Here is a 24,813-nt window from a genome sequence, read left to right as displayed (position 1 = left end):
CCAAGGCGACGTGAATCGCACCGACGAAACTAGCCCCATGGAAAGCGCGCTCGCAACCGATCTTCGCGCTTGACAGAAAGTTTGTAAGAACGAATCCGGGACGGGCGTCACAATCCGTTTGCAAATCCAGAGGCTTGTCCAAAACTCTTGAATTTCAGAACTTTGGAGTGACCCGCAAAGAAGAAAGGGCGCATCAGCGATGCGCCCTAACGTCACTTCTCGAACAGTGTTCACCGGCAGCGGGTGCTGCTTACTTCGCGGCGACGGCCTTCACCCGCGCCGCCAGGCGCGAGATTTTCCGCGATGCGGTGTTCTTGTGGTAAACGCCCTTCGTCACGCCGCGCATGATCTCGGGCTGAGCAGCCTGGAGCGCGGACTTCGCGGCTTCTGCATCGCCCGAGGCGATGGCTTCCTCGACCTTGCGCAGATAGGTGCGGATGCGCGAGCGGCGGGCCTTGTTGACTTCGGTGCGGCGCTCGACCTGGCGGGCGCGTTTCTTGGACTGGGCGGTGTTGGCCATGGGTGCGGTCCTGTCTCTTGGTTATGTCTCGGTCACGCAATAAACCCCACGGCACCGTTCGAATCGAACGGTCATGATACTTGCCGAAGCGGGCCCACGCGCATGTAAGCCCGGCCCTATACAGGGGCCGGACAGAAAAGCCAAGCGGAAATCACTTTCCGCGGAATTGCGGCTCGCGCTTTTCGAGGAAGGCGGCCATGCCCTCTTTCTGATCCTCGGTGGCAAACAGCGAATGGAACAGCCGCCGTTCGTAATGCAGCCCTTCCTGAAGCGTCGTTTCATAGCTGCGATTGACCGCCTCCTTCGCCGCCTTCACCGCGATCTGCGATTTCTCGGAGATCTTGCGCGCCACGGCCATCGCTTCGGAAACCAGCTTGGAGGCGGGCACCACGCGGCTGACAAGCCCCGAACGCTCTGCCTCTTCGGCATCCATGAAACGGCCGGTCAGGTTCATGTCCATCGCCTTGGACTTGCCCACGAAGCGGGTCAGCCGCTGCGTGCCGCCGATCCCGGCGATCACGCCCAGATTGATTTCCGGCTGGCCGAACTTGGCGTTATCGGCGCAGATGATGAAATCGCAGGCCATAGCCAGCTCACAGCCGCCGCCAAGCGCATAGCCAGATACCGCCGCGATGATCGGCTTGCGGATCGAAGCGATGTCCTGCGCAGGCGCCGCGAACAGGTTCTGATCGTAGACCTCGACATAGGTTTTCTGCGACATCTCCTTGATGTCCGCACCGGCGGCGAAGGCTTTCTCGCTGCCGGTGATGACGATGCACCGCACCTTGTCATTGCTGTCGGCATCCGACAGCGCCGTGGTCAGCTCGGTCAGAAGCTGCGTGTTCAGCGCGTTCAGCGCGTCGGGGCGGTTCAGGCGGATCAGAGCGACGTTGTCGGCGATCTCGACATTGATGGTCTGGTAACCCATGTGGGGCATCCCTTCGCGATTGCGGATCGGAGTCTCCTAACAAAGCCGTGACTGCGTGGCCAGACTCAACCCGCGCCGGAACCGGATCGCGGTGCAGCGCTCAGCGCTGGCAGGCGGGGCACCAGAAGCTGGACCGGCCCGACTGCACGACGCGGCGGATCGCGCCCGCGCAGCCGGGACGCGGGCACGGTGCGCCCTCTCGGTCATAGACCCGGAAGCTGTGCTGGAAATAGCCAAGCTCTCCGCTCGCCTGACGATGGTCGCGCAGGGACGAGCCGCCGGCTGCGATGGCTTCGTGCAGTACATCCTTGATATGGCTGGCCAAAGCGTCAAGCCGCGCCCGCCCGATGCGGCCCGCCGCGCGGCGCGGATCAATCCCGGCGCGGTGCAGAGATTCCGACACATAGATATTTCCCAGCCCCGCCACGATGCGCTGATCGAGCAGCAGCGCCTTGACCGGCGCACGCCTTCCGGCAAAGGCCTCGGCCAGCGTCGCGCCCGTGAACTCCGCGTCGAGCGGCTCTGGCCCCAGAAGATCGAGCAGCGGCGAGCGGTCGTCGCGCACCAGATCGACCATGCCGAATCGGCGCGCATCATTCAGCGTGATGAGGCCGCCCGAATCCGTCTCGATCACCACATGGTCATGCTGCGGCAGGATCGCCGGGTCGCGATGAAACTTTCCGACCCCCGCGCCTTCGATCAGGATCCGCCCCGACATGCCCAGATGAATGAGCAGCGACGCGCCCCGGTCCAGATCGGCGAGGATGTATTTCGACCGCCGGCGCAGCCCGGTCACCGTAGCGCCCGTGGCGGTCTGGACGAGGTCGGGCGGGAACTTCCAGCGCAAGCCGTCACGATTCAGCCGCAGCCGGGCGATCCGCTGCCCCTCGAGATGCGGCAGGAGGCCGCGGCGGACCGTTTCGACTTCGGGCAGTTCTGGCATTCCGTTGCCTTTCGTCGCATTGTGTCGGCAAATCCGAGACCTTAACTGGTCCTCATAGGCATAAACGGCAAGAGCATGACCAGCGAGAAACAGACTCATTTCGGCTTCCGCACCGTGGCCGAGGACGACAAGGCCGGGATGGTGCATGGCGTGTTCTCGCGCGTGGCGTCGCGTTACGACGTGATGAACGACCTGATGAGCGTGGGCATCCATCGAATCTGGAAGAACGCGATGATGGACTGGCTCGCGCCCCGCGACGGGCAGGAATTGCTGGACGTCGCGGGCGGGACCGGCGACATCGCCTTTCGCTTTCTGGACCGTGCACCGGCGGCGCGTGTCACCGTCTGCGATATGACCGAATCGATGCTGGTCGAGGGTCGCAAACGGGCCGAGGCAGGGCCGCTCGCCGGCCGGCTGTCCTGGGTCACCGGCGACGCCATGAGGCTTCCTTTTGCGGATAACAGCTTCGACCGGTATACGATCAGCTTTGGAATCCGCAACGTGACCCGCATCCCCGACGCGCTTGATGAGGCCTATCGCGTGCTGCGGCCGGGTGGCCGGCTCATGGTGCTGGAATTCAGTCAGCTTCCGGTCCCGGCGATGCAATGGGCTTATGACCGCTATAGCTTCAACGTCATCCCGGCGATGGGCAAGCTCGTCGCCAAGGATCGTGACAGCTATCAGTATCTGGTCGAATCGATCCGTCGCTTCCCCGACCAGGAGAGTTTCGCCCAGATGATCCGCGATGCGGGGTTCGAGCGGGTCCAGTATCGCAATCTCTCGATGGGAATCGCGGCGCTGCATTCCGGCTGGAAGCTGTAGCATGCGCGGACCGCATAATATCTGGCGCCTGATCCGCACCGGCGCCACATTCGAGCGCACCGGGGCCATGGGCGTGGCGCTCGACGCGATGCAGGCGCCGCGCAATGTGCGCATCGCGGCGCGGGTGCTCGGCTGGCCATTCCGCTGGCTGGGATATCGCGGCGACCCGGCTCTGCCGCCCGTCACGCGGGCGATCACGGCACTCGGCCCGGCCTATATCAAATTCGGCCAGATCCTCTCGACACGCCCCGATGTTGTGGGCGCCGAGCTGGCCAATCAGCTTACCTATCTTCAGGACAAGCTGCCGCCCTTTTCGAACGAGACCGCCAAGAATATGATCGAAGCGGATCTCGGGCGACCGGTGGACGAGATCTTCTCGGAATTCTCGGAACCCGTCGCCGCAGCCTCGATCGCGCAGGTCCACCGCGCCCGCCTGGCCGATAGCGGCGAAGAGGTTGCGGTGAAGGTGCTGCGGCCAAACATTGCTTCGGCATTTTCGCGCGATATCGACGCTTTCCATTTCGGCGCCGACATGATCGAGGCGCTTTCACCGGCAACGCGGCGGCTGCGCCCGCGTGACGTGGTGAGCCATTTCGAAGGCGTCGTCACGGGCGAGCTGGATCTCCGGCTGGAGGCTGCCTCGGCCTCGCTTTTTGCCGAGAACACGAAGGATGACACGAAATTCCAGGTCCCGAGCCCGCATTGGGCGGCATCGTCACGCCGGGTTCTGACGTCGAGCTGGGCCGAGGGTATCCCGCTTGGCAATGTCGCCGCCATTCGCGCGGCGGGCCATGACACGAGCGCAATCGCCGAGCGGATTCTTCAGCTTTTCCTGTCCCACGCTCTTCGCGACGGTTTTTTCCATGGCGACATGCATCAGGGCAATCTTAAGGTCGCCCCGAATGGCGACCTGATCGCCTATGACTTCGGCATCATGGGCGAGATCGACGAATATACCCGGCGAGTCTACGCGGATATTCTGATGGGCTTCATCCGTCGCGATTATGACGAACTCGCGCGGGTTCATTTCGAAGCCGGTTACGTTCCACGCGACCGCGATCCTGCCGCCTTCGCCCGCGCCTTGCGGGCCGTGGGCGAGCCGATCTTCGGCGCCGATGCCAGTCAGATCTCGATGGCGAGCCTGCTCGGATATCTGTTCGAGGTGACCGAACGTTTCGGAATGCAAACCCGAACCGAGCTGATCCTGTTGCAGCGTACCATGGTGGTGGTCGAGGGCGTGGCAAGATCCCTCGATCCCAATCTAAACATCTGGAAGGCTGCTCGCCCGGTTGTCGAGGATTATATTCAGTCCAACCTCGGCCCGCGCGCGCTCCTGTCGGACAGCCGCAAGGTGCTGAGGACGCTGCATCGCGCCATGCCGTTGATGCCGCATCTGGTCGAGGACGCGATCTGGCGCGCGCGTCAGCGCGCCGAGCCTGCCGCCCCTGCCCCACGCCGCTTCAGCTGGCGTTCGGCGGCGGTTGGCGCGGGCACCGTGGCGGTGCTGTCGGCACTGCTCGCCGTTGTCGCGACCTGAGTCGCAGGTTCAGTTTGCAGGGGTGATCTGACAGCAGCCGGTGTAAAGCTGCGAGGTCTCGCCTTGCAGAATGACGCTTGCCTCCAGCCCGTAGCGCCGGTCCGACATCCCGTCGCTGCATTGCTTGTCTGTGACAGAGGCCCATATCTCGCCGCCCTCGCCGCTGCCCATCAGCGCGCGGCGCGGGCTGCGAAAGACACCGCTGTCCAGGACTTCGAGCGTGTCGAACATCGTCTCGCCCTCGGGCGTCCACCAGATCAGGCCCTCGTCGCGCGGCTCCAGCGACCAGAACGGCTCGGTCCCGCCGCAGCGGAACCCATCCGGTAATGCACCCTCGGTCCAGACATCCGTGCGATAGCGCAAATAGCGCATCGAGACCCAGCCCGCGCTTTCGCCTGTGTTCACCTGCCCCCAATTGCCTTCGCTGGCGACGATTTCGATCCCGGTCGCATCGGGCGCAAATGTGCCGATGATCTCGGCTGAGGCATCGGGGCGCGCGCGGATGTTCAGCACGTCATCCGCCGCCACCCCTTCGACATCGAACAGGGTCGGAAGCATGTATTCCCGCGTCGCCGCCGCAGGCCCGGCAGCGAGCAGCGCGCAAAACATCAGCCGCTTGAACATCAGCGTTATCCTATGGTCGTGCCGAACAGCCAGCCAATCGCGGCCGTCACGGTCATGGCGAAGCTGCCCCAGAATAGCACGCGCAGCACCGCTCTGCCTATGGGCGCCCCGCCGGCACGCGCCCCGACCGCACCCAGAACCGCCAGGGCAAGAAGGGTCGTAATCCAGACAATCAGGATGGTGTGCTGCCCCTGCGAGAGTACCGCCCCCGCAACAGGCACCGCTCCGGCCAGAGTGAAGGTCGCAGCAGAGGTGATCGCCGCCTGCATAGGATTCGCGCTGTGCACGTCGCTTAGCCCGAGCTCATCGCGGATATGCGCCCCGAGCGCATCATGTTCGGTCAGCTCGCGCGCGACCAGCATCGCTGTCTCGGGGCTCAGCCCGCGCGCCTCATAGATGCCGGACAGCTCTTCCAGCTCGACATGCGGATTCTCATCGAGAGCCTGGGTTTCGCGCCTAATATCGGCGCGTTCGATATCCGACTGGCTCGACACAGAGACATATTCTCCCGCCGCCATCGACAGCGCCCCGGCGGAAAGCCCGGCCAGCCCGGCGACGAGGACCTCCCCGGTGCCCGCCCCCGACGCCGCGACACCCGCAAGCAGCGAGGCAACCGAGACGATGCCATCATTGGCGCCCAGAACTGCGGCGCGCAGCCAGCCAGAGCGCGACACGTAATGCGGATCATCCGGATGCGCGTCGGGATGGGTATGACGTGACAATGCCGAAAATCCTTCTGGTCAGCCGCGCGCGCCGATCTGCGCCACGCCCATAATCTCCAGCACCTTCGCCTCGATGTCGGCGGCACTCATCGCAGCATCCTCATACATTGCAGCGGGACTGTTATGATCGATGAACGTATCGGGCAGCACCATCGAGCGGAATTTCAGCCCGTGATCGAACACCCCTTCATCCGCCAGAAGCTGCGCGACATGGCTGCCGAAGCCGCCCACCGCGCCCTCTTCGATAGTGATGAGCGCGCCGTGATCCGCGGCCAGTTTCAGGATCATCTCGCGATCGAGCGGCTTGGCGAAACGCGCATCGGCGACAGTGGGGGTGATCCCACGAGAGACGAGCGATTCGCGCGCCTTCATCACCTCCGATAGCCTTGTTCCGAATGACAGGATCGCCACGCCGCTACCTTCGGCCATGATGCGGCCCTTGCCGATCTCCAGGGGCTCTCCGCGCTCTGGCATCTCGACCCCGGCCCCTTCGCCACGCGGAAAGCGGAAGGCGATGGGCCCGTCGTCATGAGCGGCGGCCGTGGCGACCATATGGACCAGCTCTGCCTCGTCGGCGGCGGCCATGACCACCATGCCCGGAAGGCTGGCCATATATCCGACGTCGAACGAGCCGGCATGGGTCGCACCGTCAGCCCCGACCAACCCGGCACGGTCGATGGCGAAGCGCACTGGAAGGCGCTGGATCGCCACGTCATGCACGACCTGATCATAGCCGCGCTGCAGAAAGGTCGAGTAAATCGCGCAGAACGGCTTGATCCCGCCCGCGGCGAGTCCGGCAGAAAAGGTCACCGCATGCTGTTCGGCGATGCCGACATCGAAGCAACGTCGCGGGAAACGCTCGGCAAACAGATTCAGCCCGGTTCCGTCCGGCATCGCGGCTGTGACGGCCGCGATGCGGTCGTCCGACTCGGCCTCGCGAATCAGCGACTTGGCGAAAACGCTGGTATAGCTTGGCGCGTTGGATTTGGCCTTGGCCTGCTCGCCGGTCACCACGTCGAACCTGCCACGGGCATGGCCGCGATCCGCCGAACCCTCTGCGGGCGCGTATCCTTTGCCCTTTTTCGTGATCGCGTGGATCAGCACCGGCCCGGTCGCGCGCGTCTTGAGCGCGCGCAGCAGGGGCAGAAGCTGCTCCAGATCATGCCCGTCCACCGGTCCGATATAGGAAAAGCCGAGTTCCTCGAACAGCGTGCCGCCCACCGCCATGCCTTTCAGCATGTCCTTGGCCCGGCGGGCACCTTCCTGAAGCGGCTCGGGCAGAAAACCGACCGCGCCCTTGGCCATCGCCTTCAGCTCGTGAAACGGCCCCTCGGAATAGAGTCGCGTCAGATAAGACGACAGCGCCCCGGTCGGCGGCGCGATGGACATTTCGTTGTCGTTCAGGATCACGAAGAGCCGCTTGCCGAGATGCCCGGCATTGTTCAGCGCCTCGAAGGCCATCCCCGCCGACATGGCGCCATCTCCGATCACCGCCACCGCATCGCCGGGATCGCCGCCCAGTTCCCGCGCCATCGCGAAGCCGAGCGCCGCGCTGATCGAGGTCGAGCTGTGACCCGCCCCGAACGCGTCATAAGGGCTTTCCGAGCGTTTGGTGAAACCCGACAAGCCTCCGCCCATGCGCAGCGTGCGGATGCGGTCGCGGCGCCCGGTCAGGATCTTGTGGGGATAGCATTGATGGCCGACATCCCAGATGATCTTGTCGCGCGGGGCCTCGAACACGGCATGCAGTGCCACTGTCAGTTCGACCACGCCCAGCCCCGCGCCTAGATGACCGCCCGTTTCGCTCACGGCGCTGATCGTTTCGGCCCGCAGCTCTTCGGCGAGTTTCAACAGCTCGCGATCGCTCAGCGATTTGAGATCCGAGGGCAGGTTGACCCGGTCAAGCACAGGTGTCTTCGGGCGGTTTTGGCTCATCTTGGCGGCGCTTTCCGGGGCTTCAGCTTTGGCGATCGATAACGAAACGCGCCAGATCCCTCAAGTTTTCCGCCCTGTCACCATATGGTGACAATGCGTCGATCGCGCGCTCTGTCAGTTCAGTGGCGCGACGCCGCGCGTCTTCGAGACCGAGCAGCGAAACGAAGGTTGCCTTGCCAGCCTCGGCATCCTTGCCGACGCGCTTGCCGATCATGTCCTCGTCGCCTGTCACATCCAGCACATCGTCATGGATCTGGAAGGCCAGCCCAAGATCGGCCGCATAATCGCGCAGCTTCTCTCCGTCCTCTCCGGCAATCAGCGCACCGGCTTCGGCGGCGAAGATAATCAACGCGCCGGTCTTGGCGGCCTGCATCCGCTTGATCCCGGCCAGATCGAGCGGCGCCGTCGCCTGTTCGGCGGCGATGTCCAGCATCTGACCATGGACCATTCCGCTCGCCCCGACGGCTTGCACGAAGGCGCGGATCAGCCTCAGCCGCGCTGCATCATCCCCGATGGCGGGGTCAGACAGAAGCTGAAAAGCGAGGGTCTGGAGCGCATCGCCAGCAAGGATCGCCGTCGCCTCGGACCATTGCAAATGAACGGTCGGCATGCCGCGACGCAGATCGTCGTTATCCATGGCCGGAAGATCGTCATGAACAAGGCTATAGGCATGCAGCGCCTCGACGGCGGCTGCAACCGGCAGCGCGGCCTCTTCTGGCACATCGTGCAGCCGCGCCGATTCCATGACCAGAAAGGCGCGCAGCTTCTTGCCGCCGACACAGGCATAGCGCATCGCGTCGGCAAGTTCGCCCTTGGGCATGTCAGCCATGGCAGCGTCGAGACGTGCCTCCACCTTTGCCTTCACGGCCTCCATCTGTTCGTTCATCAAAGCCCCTCGGCCTTGGTCGTTCCGGTGGGCTGGCCCTGAGCCAGAGTGATCTTTTCGATCCGCTCCTCGGCGGCACGCAGCCGCGCCTCGCAATGGGCCCGCAGCTTGGCACCGCGCTCGTAAAGCTTGATCGAGTCCTCAAGCGTGGCGTTGCCGCTTTCCAGCTGAGAGACGACCTGCTCCAGCTCTTTCATCGCATCCTCGAAGGACATCTCCGCGATTTCACTCATCCTGCGCGCCTCATCAGGGTTTCAACATGCGCCCGGACAGAACTCCCGAGCGCCGCAAGGTTGTAGCCGCCTTCGAGGCAAGAAACCACCTTCGCGTTGTGGTTTTCCGCCGTTGAAAGGATCGCGTTGGTCAGCGCGGCGAAATCGGCCTCGCGCCAGTGCAGATCGGCAAGCGGGTCATCCGTATGGGCATCGAATCCGGCCGAGATGATAACGAGTTGCGGGGCAAAGCCATCGACCCGCGCCAGGATCGAGTCCCAGGCGGTGCGGGCCTCGCTCCCTGCCGAACCGGGCGGCAATGGCGCATTGACGACATTGTCGAACTCGCCGGTCTGGGACGCGTCGCCCGAACCGGGCCAGAGCGGCATCTGGTGGCTTGATGCGAACAGCGTTCGGCGCTCGTCCCACAGCAGCGCCTGCGTGCCATTGCCGTGATGCACGTCGAAGTCCAGAACCGCGACGCGATCGAGCCCGCGCGCGTCAAGCGCGTGCTTCGCGGCAATCGCCGCATTCGCGAAGATGCAGAACCCCATCGGCGTCTCGGCCTCGGCATGGTGGCCGGGCGGGCGCATGGCAACGAATGCATTATTCGACACGCCATCTAGAACCGCATCCACCGCTGCAACCGCACCGCCCGCACCGCGCAGCGCGGCCTCAAGGCTGTCCGGCGAAAGATGCGTGTCGCCATCCAGCATATGCCACCCTTCCTGCGGTATGGCCGCGCGAATCCGGTCGAGATAGCGCGCCGGGTGACAGCGCAGCAGCGCAGCCTCGTCTGCCTCGGGCGCGGCCCGCCGGTCGAGATCCAGATCGGACAGCGCCCCAATCACCGCTTCATGTCGCGCGACCTGCTCGGGGTGACCTGATGGCGTCACATGGCCTGCGGCGCTTTCGTGGGTAAATAGCAGCGTCACGCATACCTCCTCTGCCGAACCTTATCCCGCTTGTCGCGCCATGCTGCGCTCCGGGTCAATCCTTGCGTCCGAAGAGCCGCTCGATATCGTTCAGCGAAAGCTTCACCCATGTTGGCCGCCCGTGATTGCACTGCCCCGAGCGGGGCGTCCGCTCCATCTCGCGCAGCAGCGCGTTCATCTCGTCGGCGGTCATGCGGCGACCCGAACGGACCGAGCCGTGGCAGGCCATCGACGAGAGCACCGCATCGACCCGCGCCTTCAGCCGGTCGGACGCACCCTGATCGGCCAGATCATCGGCAATATCGCGGATCAGCGCCGCCGCATCCAGCTTGCCAAGCAGCGCAGGGATCTCCCGCACCGCGACAGCGCCGCCTCCGAAGGGTTCGACATGCAGCCCCAGAGCGGCAAGATCCTCGGCAACCGACAGCACGCGCGCGGCGTCTTCTTCCGGCAACTCGACGATCTCGGGGATCAGCAGCGACTGGCTGGTGATGCCGTTCTCGTCCGCAAGCGTCTTCAGCCGCTCATAGACGAGCCGTTCATGGGCGGCATGCTGATCGACAAGGATCATTCCGTCGCCGGTTTGCGCCACGATGTAGTTTTCATGAATCTGCGCCCGCGCGGCCCCAAGCGGTGCATCCGTCCCGAAATCACTTTCGGACACGGCTTCAAACCGGGCTGAGGGCGTCTCGGAGAAACCTTCAAAACCGGGAGCCTGCGCCTGATAGGCAGTCTGGATGGCCGCGCGGGACGGCGTGTTTGGGCGATACTCCATCTGATAACGGCGGGGCGCCTCGGCCTGCCCCCCGGTTTGAAAAGCCGCGAGGGTCGCCGCGCTCACCGTGTCTGATGCGCGGCGCGATTCACCCGCGAGGCTGTGGCGCAGGGTCGAGACCACCATGCCGCGCACAAGGGAGGGATCGCGGAACCGCACCTCGGCCTTGGCCGGGTGCACGTTCACATCGACGAATTGCGGATCACAATCCACGAACAGCACCGCAGCCGGATGCCGACCCGAGGGCAGAACGTCGAAATATCCGGCCCGCAGCGCGCCGGTCAGCAGCTTGTCCCGCACCGGGCGGGTGTTCACGAACACATGCTGCGCCACCGCCGCCCCGCGAGAATAGGTCGGCAGCGCGGCAAAGCCGGTCAGGCGGACCCCGTCGCGCTCGGCGTCGATGCGAATGGCGTTATCGATGAACTCGCGCCCCATCACCCGGGTCAGCCTTGCGTGGAGCGCGTCGAACAGGTCCCCCTGCTCCGCATCGGCGCGGAAGATCACCCGATCCTCGTCCGACAGGCTGAACGCCACCGAGGGCTCGGCCATGGCCAGCCGGCGGATCACATCCGCGATGGCCTGGGTCTCCGCCCGCTCACTGCGCAGAAATTTCAGCCGGGCGGGCGTGGCAAAGAACAGGTCGCGCAGTTCAACGACCGTGCCGCGATTCGCGGCGGCCGGGCGAACCGGATCGGCATGGCCACCGGTGACCCTGATTTCGGCCCCGTCCTCCCCCGCGCGCGAGGTGATGGTCAGCCGCCCCACAGCGCCGAGCGACGGCAAGGCCTCGCCACGAAAGCCGAAACTGCTGATCGCCAGCAGATCGGAACCGTCGATTTTCGACGTGGCGTGGCGCGACAGCGCGAGCGGCAGATCCTCCGCCGTCATACCGCAACCGTCATCGGCGACCCGGATCAGCGCCTTGCCGCCTTGGGCAATGGTCACATCCACTCGCCGCGCCCCGGCATCGAGCGCGTTTTCGACAAGTTCCTTCACCGCCGAGGCCGGGCGCTCGACGACCTCCCCGGCGGCGATCCGATTGGCGACGCCGTCATCGAGCTGGCGGATCACCGGGCGTATATGGGGGCTGTGCGTGTTCATACCCCAATATCTAGCAAGTTCTGGATGAGCATGAAATGATTCGCATGATCAGCCTTCGATAAGCGGAAACCCCCGATCAGGGGCATCGCGTTATCCTTGCAGCGGAACATATTCCGTCTGGACCCAGGAGAATTCCGATGAAGAAAATGACTGTCATTCTGATTTGCGGCGCAACCCTCGCCCTCGCTGCCTGCGGGGAAAACACCGCTACCCGCGCCACAACCGGAGCCGCCACCGGAGCAGTGGTCGGCGGGGCGCCCGGCGCCGTCGTGGGCGCTGCGCTTGGCGGAACCGGCGCGGTTCAGGTCGAATAACCGACCCCGGCGCATCCAGAGCGCCGCGCCGCCCCGAACGGGAGGTGCGGCGTTACCTTACAGACCGGGCCTATTCCACGGCGTCGGACCCCTCGCTTCCGGGATCGGAATCCACACCCTCGGGCTGGCCGACCAGCACGAATTGCAGCGCCTCTGCATCCAGCCATTTATCGGCGACTCGCGCCACGTCATCGGCGGTGACCGCTTCGATCATGGCGTTTCGTGTGTCCGGATAGTCGATGGGCAAGCCGATCAGCTGCATCCCGGCGAGAATTCCCGCGATTTTGCCATTGCCATCCCAGCGCAACGGATATTCACCGGTGAGATAGGTCTTGGCATCGGCCAGCTCCTGCTCGGTCACGCCTTCCGACATGCGCGCCCATTCCTGCCGCACCAGCTCGACCGCCTCGGCAACCGATCCGTTGGAACTTGCCATGCTGCCCTGCCATGTCGGCCCGTAAAGCGCGTTCACCAGCGAGGTATAGACGCCGTAGGTCAAGCCGCGCTTCTCTCGGATCTCTTCCATCAGCCGCGACGAGAACCCACCGCCGCCGAGGATATGATCGGCCACGAAAGCCGCGAAATAATCGGGATCATCCATCTCGGGGGCAGGCTGAACGAAGCCGACCACCGTCTGCGGACTGTCCCATTCGATCAGTTCCAGACCGCCATCCGAAAGGAACTCGGCCTGTTCGGGCAAGGGCGCGGTTCCGGTCTCGGGGATGCCACCGAGGATCTCGTCAATCAGCATTCCCAGATCTTCTGGTGAGACATCCCCCGCCGCGCCAACCACGACACGATCACGCGCGACGACCCTGTTCAGCGCCTCGACCATATCCTGCGGGCCAAGCGGCGCCACAGTTTCAGCAGTGCCATTGATCGAGCTGCCGTAGGGATGCGCGCCGAACACAGCCTTGGCGGCTGCCTTGCGCGCAATGCTTTGCGGATCGGTGTCTTCCGAGCGAATCACCGCCATGACCTGACCCTTGACCCGCTCGACCGCGTCTTCGTCAAAGCGCGGCTCGGTCAGCGCATCGCGCAGCAGCTTTGCCGCCTCGTCGCGGTTTTCGGTCAGGAAGCGGGCCGACACGGTCAGCGCGTCGTCGCCGACATCGAAGGTGATCCCCGCCCCAAGCTCTTCCAAAGCGGCGGCGAAGGCGGTGGCATCCATCTCAGCCGCGCCCTCTTCAAGCGTATGGGTCATCAGATTGATCGCACCGCGCTTGCCCGGCGCATCAAGGCTAGCGCCCCCGCGAAAGGCGAAGTTCAGCGCGATGAAGGGGATCGAATCGTCCTCGACCAGCCAGGCCTCGATGCCGCCCGGCGAGGTCACCTGCTGGATATCGATGGCGCGGGCCGGACCGCTGAGGGCCAGAGCGGTCGCCGTCGCGGCTATCAGGCGCAAAAAGCTCATTCGCTGATCTCCTCGGTGTTGGCTTGCGGAAGGTCGGACGCATCGGCAGCGGCGGGCTCGGCTGCAAGCCCAGCGCCCGCCGCGCCGTTCTGATCCGTCGGCTTCGTGGGATCAGTGGCCTTGTCGGTGGGGCTTGCAGGGGATGTGGTAGTGCTTTCCGGCGCAGATTCGGCCTGAATATCGGGGTTCCCCGCCGCGGGCGGCAGCAGCCAGCCGGTGACGCTCGCCGTGCTGTTCAGCACCAGATCAGCCGCCGCCATGACATCCTCTTCGGTCACCTCGGATAAAAGCGCGGTCCAGCCGTCGACATCCTCGACACTCAGCCCGGTCGCGAGACCCTGTCCGTATTGATAGGCCCGGCCCCGCGCGGAATCCTGTTCATAGATTTGCGCCGCCCTGATCTGGGTCTTGACCCGTTCAAGCTGCGCCGGATCCGGCCCTTCCGCCAGGAACTCCGCCAGCACCTCGTCAAGTGCCGCCTCGGCCTCGTCCAGATCGGCGCCCTGCACCGGAGCCATCGAGATGTAGAAGCTCGTCGGATCGACCGCATAGCCATCATAGCTCGTCCCGACATACAGCGCTTTGCCGGTCAGGACCAATTCCTGCGCCAGCACCGAGGTCTGCGGCGACCCGCCAAGCAGCTCCGACAGCACGGTCAGCGCCGCGGCGGTTTTCTGATCGCCGGGATTACGCTCTGGCACAAGGATGCTGCGCACCAGCGAGGGCTGCGGCACGCGCGGATCTGTCATCTGTAAGCGGCGCGGCGCGCGCTGCTCCGGCTCTTGCGGACGTGTGTCGCGGGCGACCTCTTCCTTGGGCGGGATCGGGCCGTAAAATTGCTCGGCCAGTTCGCGGGCACGCTCGGGCGTCACATCGCCTGCAAGGATCAGGATCGCGTTGTTCGGCGCGTAATAGCGGTCGTACCAGTCCAGAGCATCTTCTCGCGTCAGCTCCATCATCTCGGCCCGCCAGCCGATCACCGGCCGGCCGTAAGGGTGGTTAAGATACTGCGCCGCGCTGCGCTCCTCGCCGAACAGTGCCGCGGGATTGCTGTCGGTGCGCTGCGCGCGTTCTTCCAGAACCACCTGCCGCTCGGCCTGCCAGTCTTCCTCGCCGATCCGGAGATTCTGCATCCGGTCTGCCTCCATCTCCATGATGAGCGGGAGACGGTCGCTCGCGATCCGCTGAAAATAGGCGGTGTAATCATAGCTGGTGAAAGCGTTGTCGCTGCCACCATTTGCGGTGACAGTCTGCGAGAACTCGCCCGATTCGAGCGTGTCGGTGCCCTTGAACATGAGATGTTCGAGATAATGGGCGAGGCCCGTCTTGCCCGGTTCTTCATCGGCAGAGCCGATCTTGTACCAGACCATCTGCACCACGACCGGAGCGCGATGATCCTCGATCACCACCGCCTCCATGCCGTTATCCAGCGTGAAATAGCCGACATCCTCGGGGGTGTCGGCGGCGGCTCGGGTGGCAGTGACAGAGGTGACGGCCAGACAAAGGGCCAGGCTGAGCGCGCGCATCGGCGATCCTTTCGCGGTTCAGAAGCAGCGCGAGAATGACGTCGCGCGAAGTGGCGGGCAAATCACGAGCGGGTGACCGCGCTGCGACGTTTCGCCCGACGCGGCGGGCGTCAGTCCAGCAGAGGCGGCGCGCTTGGCGTGCGCGCCCCGGCCCGGCGCCAACGCTCATTCTCGGCCCAGCTGTCAAGCGTCATCGGCGCATAGGCGCGATAATAGACATCAGTCCGCGCCCAGGTTTCAAGCAGGCGGCGCGAGTTGTTCGAACGCCATTCGACATCCTCCTCGGCGAGCTGCGCACGGATATTCCCCGAAACGCCAAGCCGCGAGGCGTGGTTGACCAGAGCGCCATCCGCCGCGCCGATCCCGGTCGGCGCCAGACGTTCGGGATTGCCGCCAAGCGCCGCGACCGCATCGCCCTGCGGATTGGGGTCGGTGCGGTTCACGCTGCCCGGCGTCGGCTGAGGCAGTTGATTCAGATCCGGCGGCAGGGTCAGCGGACGGGTCGGCACGATGGCGAACTCATCGGGCGTATCGCGCCCTGCACTGATGTTGTGCAGCTGCGGATCGTTGGAACAGGCCGCCAGCGCCGCCGTCCCGATCAGTGCCCAGATTGCCCGCATACCGGTCCCCCGTTCTTCATTGCTGCCCGTTCTAGCCGGATTTTCCGGGCGCGTCACGGGTCTTGTCCTTCCCCGCATCCGCGCCCTGGGGCGGTTGCAGGATCAGCCCTATGGCGCCGGCAAAGATCGAAATATCCGCGACGTTGAAGCTATAGGGATTCTGCCAGTTCGGCAGCGACATGTTCAGGAAATCCGCCACCGCGCCATAGGCGATGCGGTCGATCACATTCCCGATCGCGCCGCCGATCAAAAGCCCCGCCGCAAGCTGCGGAAACCAGCCCGGCCGCACGCGACGCATCCACAGGATGACCCAGGCGCACACGGCGAGCGCAATGGCGATCAAAAGCCAGCGGACCAGACTCTCGGTCGAGCTGAACAGCCCGAAATTCATCCCCTGGTTCCACGCCATGCGCAGGTTGAGCCAGGGCGGCAACACGTCGATCTCGCGAATACGATCGAGCCGCAGCACGTGGACGACGTAATATTTCAGCGCCTGATCCAGCAGGATGATGACGCCAGCGACCCAGACCATCACGGAAAGTGTATTCGGCGCGGGCGCCCCTTTGCTGCGACGCGTCGTGGCGGTGGTCTTTCCGCTCTTGCCGGTCTTGGCTCCGGCGGGTTTGGTGCTGTCTTTCGCCATCAGTGCCTGAAATGCCTTTGCCCGGTAAAGACCATCGCGATACCGCGCGCATCGGCGGCAGCAATCACTTCGGCATCGCGCATCGAGCCGCCCGGCTGGATCACCGCCTCGGCACCGGCATCGGCAAGCGCCTCGACCCCGTCTGCGAAGGGAAAGAACGCGTCCGATGCGACCGCGGCCCCGGTGGTCAGCGGCAGGGGCAACGCCAGAGCCTCGGCCATGTCTTCAGCCTTGCTGCGTCCGATCCGGGTCGAATCGACGCGGCTCATCTGCCCGGCGCCGATGCCCACGGTCGCCAGATCCTTTGCATAGACGATGGCGTTGGATTTCACATGTTTTGCGACCGTCCAGGCAAACAGCAGATCGGCCAACTCGGCCTCGCTCGGCTGGCGCTTTGTGACGACCTTCAGCTCTGGCAGCGTGACCCGGCCGTTGTCGAGCGACTGCACCAGGAAACCGCCCGCCACCTGACGGAACGCAGTTCCCCCCGCGCCCGGATCGGGCAGCCCGCCCGTGGTCAGCAGCCGCAGATTCTTGCGCGCGGCGAAGACCTCGCGCGCCTCGTCAGAGGCATCCGGCGCGATCACCACCTCGGTGAATATTTCGGTGATCGCGCGAGCCGTGTCGGCATCCAGCGTCTGGTTCAGCGCGATGATGCCGCCAAAGGCAGAGGTCCGGTCGCAATCGAAGGCGCGGCGATAGGCTTCGGCGGCGCTATCGGCACGTGCCACGCCGCAGGGATTGGCATGCTTGATGATCGCGCAGGCCGGCCCCTCGGACGGGTCGAACTCGGCGACCAGTTCAAAGGCGGCATCGGTGTCGTTGATATTATTATAGGACAGCTCCTTGCCTTGCCATTGCCGGGCGGTGGAGACGCCGGGCCGGGTCTCGCCGGTGACATAGAAGGCCGCCCGCTGATGCGGGTTCTCGCCATAGCGAAGCCCCTGCGCCAGCGTGCCCGCGAAGCTGCGGCGGCGCGGCGCATCCATGCCCGTCGCTTCCGCCATCCAGTTCGACACGGCTGTATCGTAAGCCGCGGTACGGGCATAAGCGGTCTGCGCCAGGCGTTTGCGCGTGTCCAGGTCCAGCCCGCCATCTGCCTCGAGCTGCTCCAGCACCAAGGCGTAATCCTCGACATCGACGACCACGCCGACGAAGGCGTGGTTCTTTGCAGCGGCGCGGATCATCGCCGGCCCGCCAATATCGATATTCTCGACGCATTCCTCGTAATCAGCGCCTTTGGCGACGGTTTCCTCGAACGGGTAGAGATTGACCACCAGCAGGTCGATCATACCGATCCCGTGCTCCGCGGCGGCTTTCTGATGCGCCTCGTCATCGCGCAGCGCCAGCAAACCGCCGTGAACAACAGGGTGCAGCGTCTTGACCCGGCCATCCATCATCTCGGGGAAGCCCGTCGCCTCGGACACGTCCTTCACGACGATCCCCGCGTCGCGCAACGCTTTCGCGGTGCCGCCGGTGGACAGGATCTCGACCCCCTTCGCTTCCAGCGCCTTGGCGAAGTCGATCAGCCCGGTCTTGTCGGAGACAGAGAGCAGGGCACGTTTCAGCGGGACGAGATCTTGGGGCATTTTTCCTGAGAGTGGCAGCTTCGGATTGCCGCCTAGCTAGCGCCTGCCCGCATGAAGGTCCAGCCAATCTGCACCGCAGGCGCGGTCAGCCTGTGGCTCAGCACGATCTGCGTCGAGGCGAGCGGCTCGGGCAGGCCAGCCTCCAGATAGCCCGATGGCTCCAGCCGTAGCTCGGCGGTGAGATCATGGCTGAAATACCATTCTTCGTTGCCGGGCAGCATCAGCCGCACCGCGTCGCCGTCATGCAACGCCTCGACATCCGGGTGTAGCTGGAAGCGGATGTCATAACCGATCCCATTTGGCGCAGCGTCCAGAACCCGGCCCAACGTCTCCTGCGCATCCTCGTCAAGCGCGGCAAGCGTGTCGTCGCCGCGCAGCTCGTCGCCATCGGGAGACAGATACAGCTCACGTAGATGGGTGAGCCCGTGCGTCCCCAGCCAGGCGTCGTGGCCGGCGAGGATCGTATCCGGCTCGCGGGGGGGCGGTGGCGGCGTATCGGCGGGCATCAGATTGCCCTCGATATCGCATCGCCCGGCCCAGACCCGCTGCGGCAACAGCGTCAGCCGTTCGTGACCCTGCCCGTCGGGCGGCAGCAGCTTCGCGGAGCTGAGACCAGAGAGACACAGCGTCGAATGACAGGCGGTGGCGCGGCTGGCGCGTGACCAGGCCGGGCCGAAGAGCCGTCCCGAGCCGCAATTCACCACCATTGGATGACGGGCCGAGGTGAACTCGAGACCGAGTGTCGAGGCATGGGCTTGCGCTGCCGCCGGTCCGGCGGGCGGCGCGGCGGCATCCAGCACCACCGTGGCACGCGACCGCGCCAGCCGCGCAAACCCCATCGGGTGACCCGGTGCGATCTCGCCCCCGCGCGAGGCAGCGCGCAGGCTATGATCGAGACGTCCTGACGGGCCGCGCCCGCCGCCGTGATAGCGGGGCATACCGCCATCGGCATGGCGCAGCGCCCGCAGGATCGGCGCAATGTCTTCTATCGTCTCGGTGACCGGCTGAGGCAGCGCATGCCCCGTCTCGGCAGCGGTGGCCTTGACCCAACCGAGCAGCGACAGACAGGACAGCAGCGCCTCGGGGCAGCGGCTGCGCAGCACACCCTTCCGGATGCTCGGCTCCATATCCGCGGCGAGCGCGTCGAGCGCCGGGGCCACGCGATCCTCTGCTCCCTTCAGACGCATCGCCGCGATCGCCCTGCCCCCCAGCGCCTCGATCCGAGGAAGGCCGGCGGGGATATCGGCCCGCTCAAGATAACCGAGCTGGGCGTGCAGGCTGTCGAAAAGCGGCTGCGCGCCGTCTCGGTCTAGCCCGGGCATGATCTGGCCGGCATGAAACAGCCAGCGCAGCACGCGGCGGCCTGTCACATCGGCGCGCCAGACGACATCGTGGCTGATCTCGGGGACGCGGCGATGCGCGGCGATCCAGCCCAACACCCTGCTCTGCGCCAGATCTCGCGCCCTGGCGCTGCCGACCGCCGCCAGATCGTCGAGCCAGCCGAACCCGTGCAATTCGGCCGCATCGACATCCTCCGCACCGGCGCCGCGAAACGGATCGCCTTCGACAACGCCGCCGGTCAGAGGCAGCACGCCCTCGATCATCTGCTGGCCGCGCGTCGCAGATCCGAGACTGCGGGGCTCGGGTCGCTTGACGAAACCATGAGGGCGCGGGGCATCATTCATGGCGCGAACTTACCGGCGCGTTCAGGGCTTGCGCAAGCGGGCGATGAAGAACCCGTCCATCCCGCCAAGCTCAGGCCAGTAATCGGCGCGCAACCGCAGCCCCCCGCCCTCGGTGATCCAGCCCGCCGCGATGCCGGGAAGATCCGGCGTTTCTACAGCAAGACCGGGGTGCCGACGCAGCGCGGCGGCAAGCTGATCCTCGCCCTCGGCGGTCAGCAGCGAGCAGGTGGCGAAAACCAGCCGCCCGCCCGGCTTCAACATCCCGAGAGCGCGGTCGATCAGCCGCTCCTGCAATGAGGCAAGCGCGGGAATGGCCGAACCGTCGCGAATCAGCGGCAGGTCGGGATGCCGCCGGATCGTCCCGGTGGCAGAGCACGGCGCGTCCAGAAGGATCGCGTCGGGCGGAGCGGTCGGGGACCAGTCGAGCGCGTCCGCCGCGACCACCTCGGCGCGCAATCCGCAGCGGTCGAGATTTTCGCGCAGCCGCACGAGCCGGGCCTCTGAAATATCGACCGCCGTGACCTCTGCCCCTGCCGCGGCGATCTGCAATGTCTTGCCGCCCGGCGCCGCGCAGAGATCCACGATCCGCTCACCCTGCTTCGGCTCCAGCCAACGCACGGCCAGGGCAGCGGCAGCATCCTGCACCCACCAGTTCCCGTCCACATATCCCGGCAGCGCGCTGATCTGACCGGCATCGCGCAGGCGGGATGATCCGGTCGGCAATGCCTCGCCCGGCGCTTCGGCCTGCGGCTTCGATGTCAGATCGACCGGAGCGCCGTTCTGATGGGCGGTTTCGATGGATAGCGCCACATCCTCCCCCCAGGCGGCGATGACCGGGCCGCGCAGCCAGTCGGGCATCTCTTCGGGAGGCAGCGTCGCCCATTCCGCGCCCTGCGCCGAGATTTTGCGCAGCACCGCGTTGACCATGGCCGCGGCTGCCCGGCCCTTCGGACCTTTGCTGCGCATCAGACCAACCGCCGCGTTTACCACGCCGTGGGGTGCCTCGCCCATCTCCAGCAATTCGACCGCCCCAAGCCGCAGCACGTCGAGCACTTCGGGACGCGGCTTTTTCGACAGATGCTGAGCCAGCAACGTGTCAGCCCGGTCGATATTGCGCAGCACGCCAAGCGCCAGACGCTGCGCCCGCGCCCGCTCATGCGGGGCCAGTCGGGCCAATGCGCCCGACTGTTCGGTCAGGGCCACGCCATCCCGCACCCCCGCAATCAGCCGCAATGCGCCCTTGCGGGCGGCATCCTGTCGCGGCGGCTGTGGCTTTGCCTTGTTCAAACCCGGCCCTTTCCCTAGATTTCGTCGTGTTACCGCAATGAAGGGCCGTCTGCCATGACCGAGAATCGCGAATTGCCGCCCGCAGCGCAGCGCGCGCTCGCCGAGGCCGAAGAGCGCCGCCGCAAGGCCAGGCCGCTCGATCTGCCAACGGAACTCGGAGGCCGCGACGGGCCCGAGGCGGTCCGCTATGGCGATTACGAAAACAAGGGCCGCTGCGTCGATTTCTGAGCGGCCCCAACCCTAAAGCGTCAACCCTTCGGGATCGCCAAGCCCGTTCATCCGGCAGCAGGCGGTGAGCGTGTTGGCCAGCAGGCAGGCGATGGTCATCGGCCCGACACCGCCCGGAACCGGGGTGATCGCATCCGCGACCTGTGCGGCGCTGTCGTAATCCACATCGCCAACCAGCCCGTCCCCGGTGCGGTTGATGCCTACGTCGATCACCGTTGCGCCGGGCTTGATCCAGTCGCCTTTCACCATGCCCGGAAGTCCCACCGCTGCCACGACGATATCGGCGCGGCGGACCACCTCGGGCAGGTCTCGCGTGCGGGAATGGGCCACGGTCACGGTCGCATTCTCTGCCGTCAGCAGCGCTGCCATCGGTTTGCCGACGATGTTCGAGCGCCCGATCACCACCGCGTCCTTGCCGGACAGATCCCCCAGCCGATCGCGCAGCAGCATCAGGCAGCCAAGCGGCGTACAGGGCACCATCGCCCGCTGCCCGGTCGCCAGCCGCCCGGCATTGGCGACGGTGAAGCCGTCCACATCCTTGCGCACGGCGATAGCGTTGATGATCTCGGATTCGTCGATATGCGGCGGAAGCGGGAGCTGGACAAGGATACCGTGCACCTGCTCATCGGCGTTCAGTCGCCCGATCAACGCCAGAAGCTCGGATTGCGAGGCATCGGATGGCAGCCGGTGCTCGAAGCTCTGCATCCCCGCTTCCACCGTCTGTCGATGCTTCGAGCGGACATAGATCTGGCTTGCCGGGTCATCGCCCACCAGCACCACCGCGAGGCCGGGGGTGATGCCGTGCTCTTGCTTGAGCGCGGCGACCTGATCCGCGATCCGGCCGCGCATCTGTGCCGCAAATCCTTTGCCGTCAATCCGCGTCGCCGTCATCTTCGCTCCGAAAGCCGCCTGTCTTCGGGCGTCGGATTAGTCGATCCTCGCGACAATATCCACCGGAAGTTGCGCCGCTCAGCCCTCGACCGAGCTTGCGGCGCCTGCCGCGCCGTCGCGCAGATACCGCTCTTCCTGGGCGATGAAATGCTCCATCATCAACCGCCAGATCCGCTCGGCCAGATTCGGGTCCAGCCCTGCCTCACGCGCCCGGCTGCGAGCGAGACCGGCGACCTCCTCGACCCGCGCTTCGATCCGTGCGGGCAACCCGTCCCGCGCCTTGATCCGCGCTGCGCGGTCGATCAGCGCGCTTCGCTCGGCCAGCAAAGCGATGAGTCGCGCATCCAGCTCGTCAATGCGCAGGCGCAGCGCGGTCATGTCGGGGATGTCGTCATGGGTCATTCCCAACTCATGCCCGCAGGACGGCGCGCGCGCAAGGCCCGGCGTTGCGAAAATGCCGCAGCGCAGCACCACACATTGACGTGACGGAACGCGGGGCGGTGGTCCGCGTTTTACCCATGCGAGCGGCCAGACGCCGCAGTGAAAGGACGCGCTATGGAAAAGCTTGGCGTCATCATCAATCTCGGATTTGGGCTTGCCCTGATTGCGGGCACAGCCGTCCTTATGGTGATCTGAACCTATCCGCCCCGGAATCGGGCGGCGGAGGCGGATATGGAAAAGCCCCGGCAGAGCCGAGGCTTTGGGATCTCAAACCTGCATGGAAATCAGGCTTGCGGCACCGGCGCGGGCGCGCCGCCGCCATCCTGTGGGCGGCCCGCCTTGGACACCGAGCTGACTTGCGGGATACCTGAGGATGGGGTGTCGTCATCCCCGCCGAGCGATTCGCCGCGGATCACCTTGCCGATCTCTTCGCCGGTCAGCGTCTCGTATTCCAGCAAACCCTGGGCAAGGCGTTCGAATTCTTCTTCCTTGTCGATGAGAATCTGGCGGGCCTCTTCATAGCCCTGCTCAATCAGGTCATGGACCTCCTGCTCGATCAGCTCCTTGGTGGCCGCTGACACAGAAAAGCCGCCGGTGTTGCCCGAATAGCCCTCATGCGCTTCGGCATAGTCGATATTGCCGACCTTATCAGACATGCCCCAGCGCATTACCATGGCGCGGGCCAGCTGGCTGGCCTGTTGGATATCGCCGGCAGGACCGTTCGAGACACCCTCTTCGCCGTATTTGATGATCTCGGCCGCCTTGCCGGCCATGGTCATGGTCAGCTTCTGCTTGGCCTCGTCCTTGTGGAAGTTCAACCGGTCCATCTCGGGCAGGCTGACCACCATGCCAAGCGCGCCGCCGCGCGGGATGATCGTCGCCTTGTAGACCGGATCGCATTTCGGCAGCGAAAGACCGACGATGGCATGACCGGCTTCGTGATAGGCGGTCTTTTCCTTTTGTTCGGGCGTAAGCACCATGGACCGGCGTTCTACCCCCAGCATCACCTTGTCCTTGGCGTTCTCGAAATCTTCCATGGTCACGAAACGCCGCCCGATCCGCGCAGCGGTCAGCGCGGCTTCATTCACCAGGTTCATCAGATCCGCCCCCGAAAAACCGGGAGTGCCGCGCGCAATGATGCGCAGATCGACATCAGGGCCCTGCGGGACCTTCTTGGCGTGAACGCCAAGGATCTTTTCGCGGCCCTTGATGTCCGGGTTGGGCACATGGATGTTCCGGTCAAAGCGCCCCGGCCGCAGCAAAGCGGGATCGAGCACATCCTTGCGGTTCGTCGCAGCAATGATGATGACGCCGTCATTCGCGTCGAAACCGTCCATCTCGACAAGCAGCTGGTTCAGCGTCTGCTCGCGTTCGTCATTGCCGCCGCCGATACCGACACCACGCGCACGGCCCACCGCGTCGATCTCGTCGATGAAAACGATGCAGGGGGCGGATTTCTTGGCCTGCTCGAACATGTCGCGGACGCGGCTCGCACCGACACCGACGAACATTTCAACGAAATCCGAGCCCGAGATGGTGAAGAACGGCACGCCTGCCTCACCGGCGATGGCGCGGGCGAGCAGGGTCTTACCCGTGCCCGGAGGACCGACCAGAAGCGCGCCTTTGGGGATCTTGCCGCCAAGGCGGCTGAATTTCTGCGGGTTGCGCAGGAACTCGACGATCTCTTCCAGCTCTTCCTTGGCCTCGTCGATACCGGCCACGTCATCGAAGGTGACCCGGCCGTGCTTCTCGGTCAGCAGCTTCGCGCGCGACTTGCCGAAGCCCATCGCGCCGCCTTTGCCCCCGCCCTGCATGCGGTTCATGAAGAAGATCCAGACCCCGATCAGGAGGATGAAGGGCAGCCACACGCCGAGAAACGACATGAAGCCGGATTGCTGCTGCGGCTCGACCCGAACCTCGACATTCTTGGCGATCAGATCGCCCGCGATTTCTTCGCCCTGGGGGCGCACGGTCGAGAACTGTCCGCCATCGCTGGTGGTCAGGAAAATATCCTCGCCGTCGATCGTCACCGTCGCGACCTGATCGTTTTCCACCCGCTCGATGAAGTTGGAATAGCTGATCTGCCTGCTGTTCATCTGCGACGCGCCGTCGCTGAACAGGTTGAACAGCATCAGGATCATCAGGAACAGGACGACCCAGAAGGCGATGTTGCGTGCGTTACCCAAAGGGCTTCCTCCGACGGGATTTGGAAAATGCTTTGCCGAGAAAATA

At 65.0% G+C, this 24,813-nt stretch carries 24 protein-coding genes; 4 read left to right on the top strand and 20 right to left on the bottom strand.

Features of this window, described 5'->3' with window-relative positions; translation table 11 throughout:
* Positions 1-250: 250 nt before the first annotated feature.
* The 3 genes from rpsT to mutM form a co-directional block, all read right to left on the bottom strand.
* On the bottom strand, positions 251-520 hold the full coding sequence (rpsT, locus tag PAF18_RS15580) for a 30S ribosomal protein S20 (protein WP_271116601.1): 270 nt from the start codon (positions 518-520) through the stop codon (positions 251-253).
* Between the two features lie 151 nt (positions 521-671).
* On the bottom strand, positions 672-1,448 hold the full coding sequence (acuK, locus tag PAF18_RS15575; RefSeq protein WP_271116600.1) for an acryloyl-CoA hydratase: 777 nt from the start codon (positions 1,446-1,448) through the stop codon (positions 672-674).
* A 100-nt stretch (positions 1,449-1,548) separates the two neighbouring features.
* Entirely contained in the window at positions 1,549-2,391 is an 843-nt protein-coding gene (mutM, locus tag PAF18_RS15570) for a bifunctional DNA-formamidopyrimidine glycosylase/DNA-(apurinic or apyrimidinic site) lyase (protein ID WP_271116599.1), read from the bottom strand.
* A gap of 75 nt (positions 2,392-2,466) precedes the next feature.
* On the opposite strand from mutM, the gene ubiE reads away from it, so the two are divergent.
* Positions 2,467-3,213, top strand: a complete 747-nt coding sequence (gene ubiE / locus PAF18_RS15565) for a bifunctional demethylmenaquinone methyltransferase/2-methoxy-6-polyprenyl-1,4-benzoquinol methylase UbiE (RefSeq protein ID WP_271116598.1) — start codon at positions 2,467-2,469, stop codon at positions 3,211-3,213.
* Position 3,214: 1 nt separating this feature from the next.
* Positions 3,215-4,750 (top strand): 2-polyprenylphenol 6-hydroxylase, encoded by a 1,536-nt coding sequence (gene ubiB, locus PAF18_RS15560; protein WP_271116597.1) that lies wholly within the window; start codon positions 3,215-3,217, stop codon positions 4,748-4,750.
* Positions 4,751-4,759: 9 nt separating this feature from the next.
* Here ubiB and PAF18_RS15555 read toward each other — a convergent pair whose 3' ends face one another.
* The 7 genes from PAF18_RS15555 to mutL are packed head-to-tail and all read right to left on the bottom strand — an operon-like array spanning position 4,760 to position 11,943.
* A complete protein-coding gene (locus PAF18_RS15555; RefSeq protein WP_271116596.1) occupies positions 4,760-5,374 on the bottom strand; it encodes a COG3650 family protein in 615 nt (204 codons plus the stop codon).
* A gap of 5 nt (positions 5,375-5,379) precedes the next feature.
* Complete coding sequence (locus PAF18_RS15550) at positions 5,380-6,096, bottom strand: VIT1/CCC1 transporter family protein (protein ID WP_271116595.1); 717 nt, start codon at positions 6,094-6,096, stop codon at positions 5,380-5,382.
* An 18-nt stretch (positions 6,097-6,114) separates the two neighbouring features.
* Entirely contained in the window at positions 6,115-8,031 is a 1,917-nt protein-coding gene (dxs, locus tag PAF18_RS15545) for a 1-deoxy-D-xylulose-5-phosphate synthase (RefSeq protein ID WP_271116594.1), read from the bottom strand.
* Between the two features lie 22 nt (positions 8,032-8,053).
* The gene (locus PAF18_RS15540) at positions 8,054-8,917 is read right to left on the bottom strand and encodes a polyprenyl synthetase family protein (RefSeq protein WP_271116593.1); all 864 of its coding nucleotides are present in this window, start codon (positions 8,915-8,917) and stop codon (positions 8,054-8,056) included.
* Positions 8,917-9,150, bottom strand: coding sequence for an exodeoxyribonuclease VII small subunit (locus tag PAF18_RS15535; protein WP_271116592.1), 234 nt, complete (start codon positions 9,148-9,150; stop codon positions 8,917-8,919). The genes PAF18_RS15540 and PAF18_RS15535 overlap by 1 nt, the downstream gene beginning before the upstream one ends.
* Positions 9,147-10,064: a histone deacetylase family protein gene (locus PAF18_RS15530; RefSeq protein ID WP_271116591.1), complete on the bottom strand. Its 918-nt coding sequence runs from the start codon at positions 10,062-10,064 to the stop codon at positions 9,147-9,149. Before PAF18_RS15530 ends, PAF18_RS15535 begins: the two co-directional genes overlap by 4 nt.
* 55 nt (positions 10,065-10,119) lie before the next feature.
* On the bottom strand, positions 10,120-11,943 hold the full coding sequence (gene mutL, locus PAF18_RS15525) for a DNA mismatch repair endonuclease MutL (RefSeq protein WP_271116590.1): 1,824 nt from the start codon (positions 11,941-11,943) through the stop codon (positions 10,120-10,122).
* Positions 11,944-12,080: 137 nt separating this feature from the next.
* Here mutL and PAF18_RS15520 point away from each other — a divergent pair, with 137 nt between their 5' ends.
* Positions 12,081-12,257: a hypothetical protein gene (locus PAF18_RS15520; protein WP_271116589.1), complete on the top strand. Its 177-nt coding sequence runs from the start codon at positions 12,081-12,083 to the stop codon at positions 12,255-12,257.
* A 70-nt stretch (positions 12,258-12,327) separates the two neighbouring features.
* On the opposite strand, the gene PAF18_RS15515 is transcribed toward PAF18_RS15520, so the two are convergent.
* The 7 genes from PAF18_RS15515 to PAF18_RS15485 form a co-directional block, all read right to left on the bottom strand.
* Entirely contained in the window at positions 12,328-13,671 is a 1,344-nt protein-coding gene (locus PAF18_RS15515; RefSeq protein WP_271116588.1) for a M16 family metallopeptidase, read from the bottom strand.
* Complete coding sequence (locus tag PAF18_RS15510) at positions 13,668-15,197, bottom strand: M16 family metallopeptidase (RefSeq protein WP_271116587.1); 1,530 nt, start codon at positions 15,195-15,197, stop codon at positions 13,668-13,670. The genes PAF18_RS15515 and PAF18_RS15510 overlap by 4 nt, the downstream gene beginning before the upstream one ends.
* Before the next feature lie 110 nt (positions 15,198-15,307).
* Positions 15,308-15,817 (bottom strand): DUF3035 domain-containing protein, encoded by a 510-nt coding sequence (locus PAF18_RS15505; RefSeq protein WP_271116586.1) that lies wholly within the window; start codon positions 15,815-15,817, stop codon positions 15,308-15,310.
* Between the two features lie 31 nt (positions 15,818-15,848).
* Entirely contained in the window at positions 15,849-16,460 is a 612-nt protein-coding gene (lspA, locus tag PAF18_RS15500) for a signal peptidase II (RefSeq protein ID WP_271116585.1), read from the bottom strand.
* Complete coding sequence (gene purH, locus PAF18_RS15495) at positions 16,460-18,049, bottom strand: bifunctional phosphoribosylaminoimidazolecarboxamide formyltransferase/IMP cyclohydrolase (protein WP_271116584.1); 1,590 nt, start codon at positions 18,047-18,049, stop codon at positions 16,460-16,462. The genes lspA and purH overlap by 1 nt, the downstream gene beginning before the upstream one ends.
* Positions 18,050-18,081: 32 nt before the next feature.
* Positions 18,082-19,734: a heparinase II/III family protein gene (locus PAF18_RS15490; RefSeq protein ID WP_271116583.1), complete on the bottom strand. Its 1,653-nt coding sequence runs from the start codon at positions 19,732-19,734 to the stop codon at positions 18,082-18,084.
* A gap of 21 nt (positions 19,735-19,755) precedes the next feature.
* Positions 19,756-21,021, bottom strand: a complete 1,266-nt coding sequence (locus PAF18_RS15485) for an RsmB/NOP family class I SAM-dependent RNA methyltransferase (RefSeq protein WP_271116582.1) — start codon at positions 21,019-21,021, stop codon at positions 19,756-19,758.
* Between the two features lie 54 nt (positions 21,022-21,075).
* Between PAF18_RS15485 and PAF18_RS15480 the strand changes: the two genes are divergently transcribed.
* On the top strand, positions 21,076-21,249 hold the full coding sequence (locus PAF18_RS15480; RefSeq protein WP_271116581.1) for a DUF1674 domain-containing protein: 174 nt from the start codon (positions 21,076-21,078) through the stop codon (positions 21,247-21,249).
* Between the two features lie 12 nt (positions 21,250-21,261).
* On the opposite strand, the gene folD is transcribed toward PAF18_RS15480, so the two are convergent.
* The 3 genes from folD to ftsH form a co-directional block, all read right to left on the bottom strand.
* Entirely contained in the window at positions 21,262-22,140 is an 879-nt protein-coding gene (gene folD / locus PAF18_RS15475; protein WP_271116580.1) for a bifunctional methylenetetrahydrofolate dehydrogenase/methenyltetrahydrofolate cyclohydrolase FolD, read from the bottom strand.
* A gap of 78 nt (positions 22,141-22,218) precedes the next feature.
* Positions 22,219-22,542 (bottom strand): chorismate mutase, encoded by a 324-nt coding sequence (locus tag PAF18_RS15470; protein WP_271116579.1) that lies wholly within the window; start codon positions 22,540-22,542, stop codon positions 22,219-22,221.
* A gap of 323 nt (positions 22,543-22,865) precedes the next feature.
* Entirely contained in the window at positions 22,866-24,767 is a 1,902-nt protein-coding gene (gene ftsH / locus PAF18_RS15465; protein WP_271116578.1) for an ATP-dependent zinc metalloprotease FtsH, read from the bottom strand.
* Between the last annotated feature and the right edge of the window lie 46 nt (positions 24,768-24,813).

The organism is Paracoccus sediminicola, assembly GCF_027912835.1.
GTDB classification, from domain to species: domain Bacteria; phylum Pseudomonadota; class Alphaproteobacteria; order Rhodobacterales; family Rhodobacteraceae; genus Paracoccus; species Paracoccus sediminicola.
Note: the sequence above shows the minus strand (reverse complement) of the source record. Positions and strands in the feature narration are given on the sequence as shown.

Excerpts from the sequence above, each read along its gene's own strand:
- rpsT (WP_271116601.1), bottom strand. The coding sequence starts at position 520 with ATGGCCAACACCGCCCAGTCCAAGAAACGCGCCCGCCAGGTCGAGCGC.
- acuK (WP_271116600.1), bottom strand. The coding sequence starts at position 1,448 with ATGGGTTACCAGACCATCAATGTCGAGATCGCCGACAACGTCGCTCTG.
- mutM (WP_271116599.1), bottom strand. The coding sequence starts at position 2,391 with ATGCCAGAACTGCCCGAAGTCGAAACGGTCCGCCGCGGCCTCCTGCCG.
- ubiE (WP_271116598.1), top strand. The coding sequence starts at position 2,467 with ATGACCAGCGAGAAACAGACTCATTTCGGCTTCCGCACCGTGGCCGAG.
- ubiB (WP_271116597.1), top strand. The coding sequence starts at position 3,215 with ATGCGCGGACCGCATAATATCTGGCGCCTGATCCGCACCGGCGCCACA.
- PAF18_RS15555 (WP_271116596.1), bottom strand. The coding sequence starts at position 5,374 with ATGTTCAAGCGGCTGATGTTTTGCGCGCTGCTCGCTGCCGGGCCTGCG.
- dxs (WP_271116594.1), bottom strand. The coding sequence starts at position 8,031 with ATGAGCCAAAACCGCCCGAAGACACCTGTGCTTGACCGGGTCAACCTG.
- PAF18_RS15540 (WP_271116593.1), bottom strand. The coding sequence starts at position 8,917 with ATGAACGAACAGATGGAGGCCGTGAAGGCAAAGGTGGAGGCACGTCTC.
- PAF18_RS15535 (WP_271116592.1), bottom strand. The coding sequence starts at position 9,150 with ATGAGTGAAATCGCGGAGATGTCCTTCGAGGATGCGATGAAAGAGCTG.
- mutL (WP_271116590.1), bottom strand. The coding sequence starts at position 11,943 with ATGAACACGCACAGCCCCCATATACGCCCGGTGATCCGCCAGCTCGAT.
- PAF18_RS15520 (WP_271116589.1), top strand. The coding sequence starts at position 12,081 with ATGAAGAAAATGACTGTCATTCTGATTTGCGGCGCAACCCTCGCCCTC.
- PAF18_RS15515 (WP_271116588.1), bottom strand. The coding sequence starts at position 13,671 with ATGAGCTTTTTGCGCCTGATAGCCGCGACGGCGACCGCTCTGGCCCTC.
- PAF18_RS15510 (WP_271116587.1), bottom strand. The coding sequence starts at position 15,197 with ATGCGCGCGCTCAGCCTGGCCCTTTGTCTGGCCGTCACCTCTGTCACT.
- PAF18_RS15505 (WP_271116586.1), bottom strand. The coding sequence starts at position 15,817 with ATGCGGGCAATCTGGGCACTGATCGGGACGGCGGCGCTGGCGGCCTGT.
- lspA (WP_271116585.1), bottom strand. The coding sequence starts at position 16,460 with ATGGCGAAAGACAGCACCAAACCCGCCGGAGCCAAGACCGGCAAGAGC.
- purH (WP_271116584.1), bottom strand. The coding sequence starts at position 18,049 with ATGCCCCAAGATCTCGTCCCGCTGAAACGTGCCCTGCTCTCTGTCTCC.
- PAF18_RS15490 (WP_271116583.1), bottom strand. The coding sequence starts at position 19,734 with ATGAATGATGCCCCGCGCCCTCATGGTTTCGTCAAGCGACCCGAGCCC.
- PAF18_RS15480 (WP_271116581.1), top strand. The coding sequence starts at position 21,076 with ATGACCGAGAATCGCGAATTGCCGCCCGCAGCGCAGCGCGCGCTCGCC.
- folD (WP_271116580.1), bottom strand. The coding sequence starts at position 22,140 with ATGACGGCGACGCGGATTGACGGCAAAGGATTTGCGGCACAGATGCGC.
- PAF18_RS15470 (WP_271116579.1), bottom strand. The coding sequence starts at position 22,542 with ATGACCCATGACGACATCCCCGACATGACCGCGCTGCGCCTGCGCATT.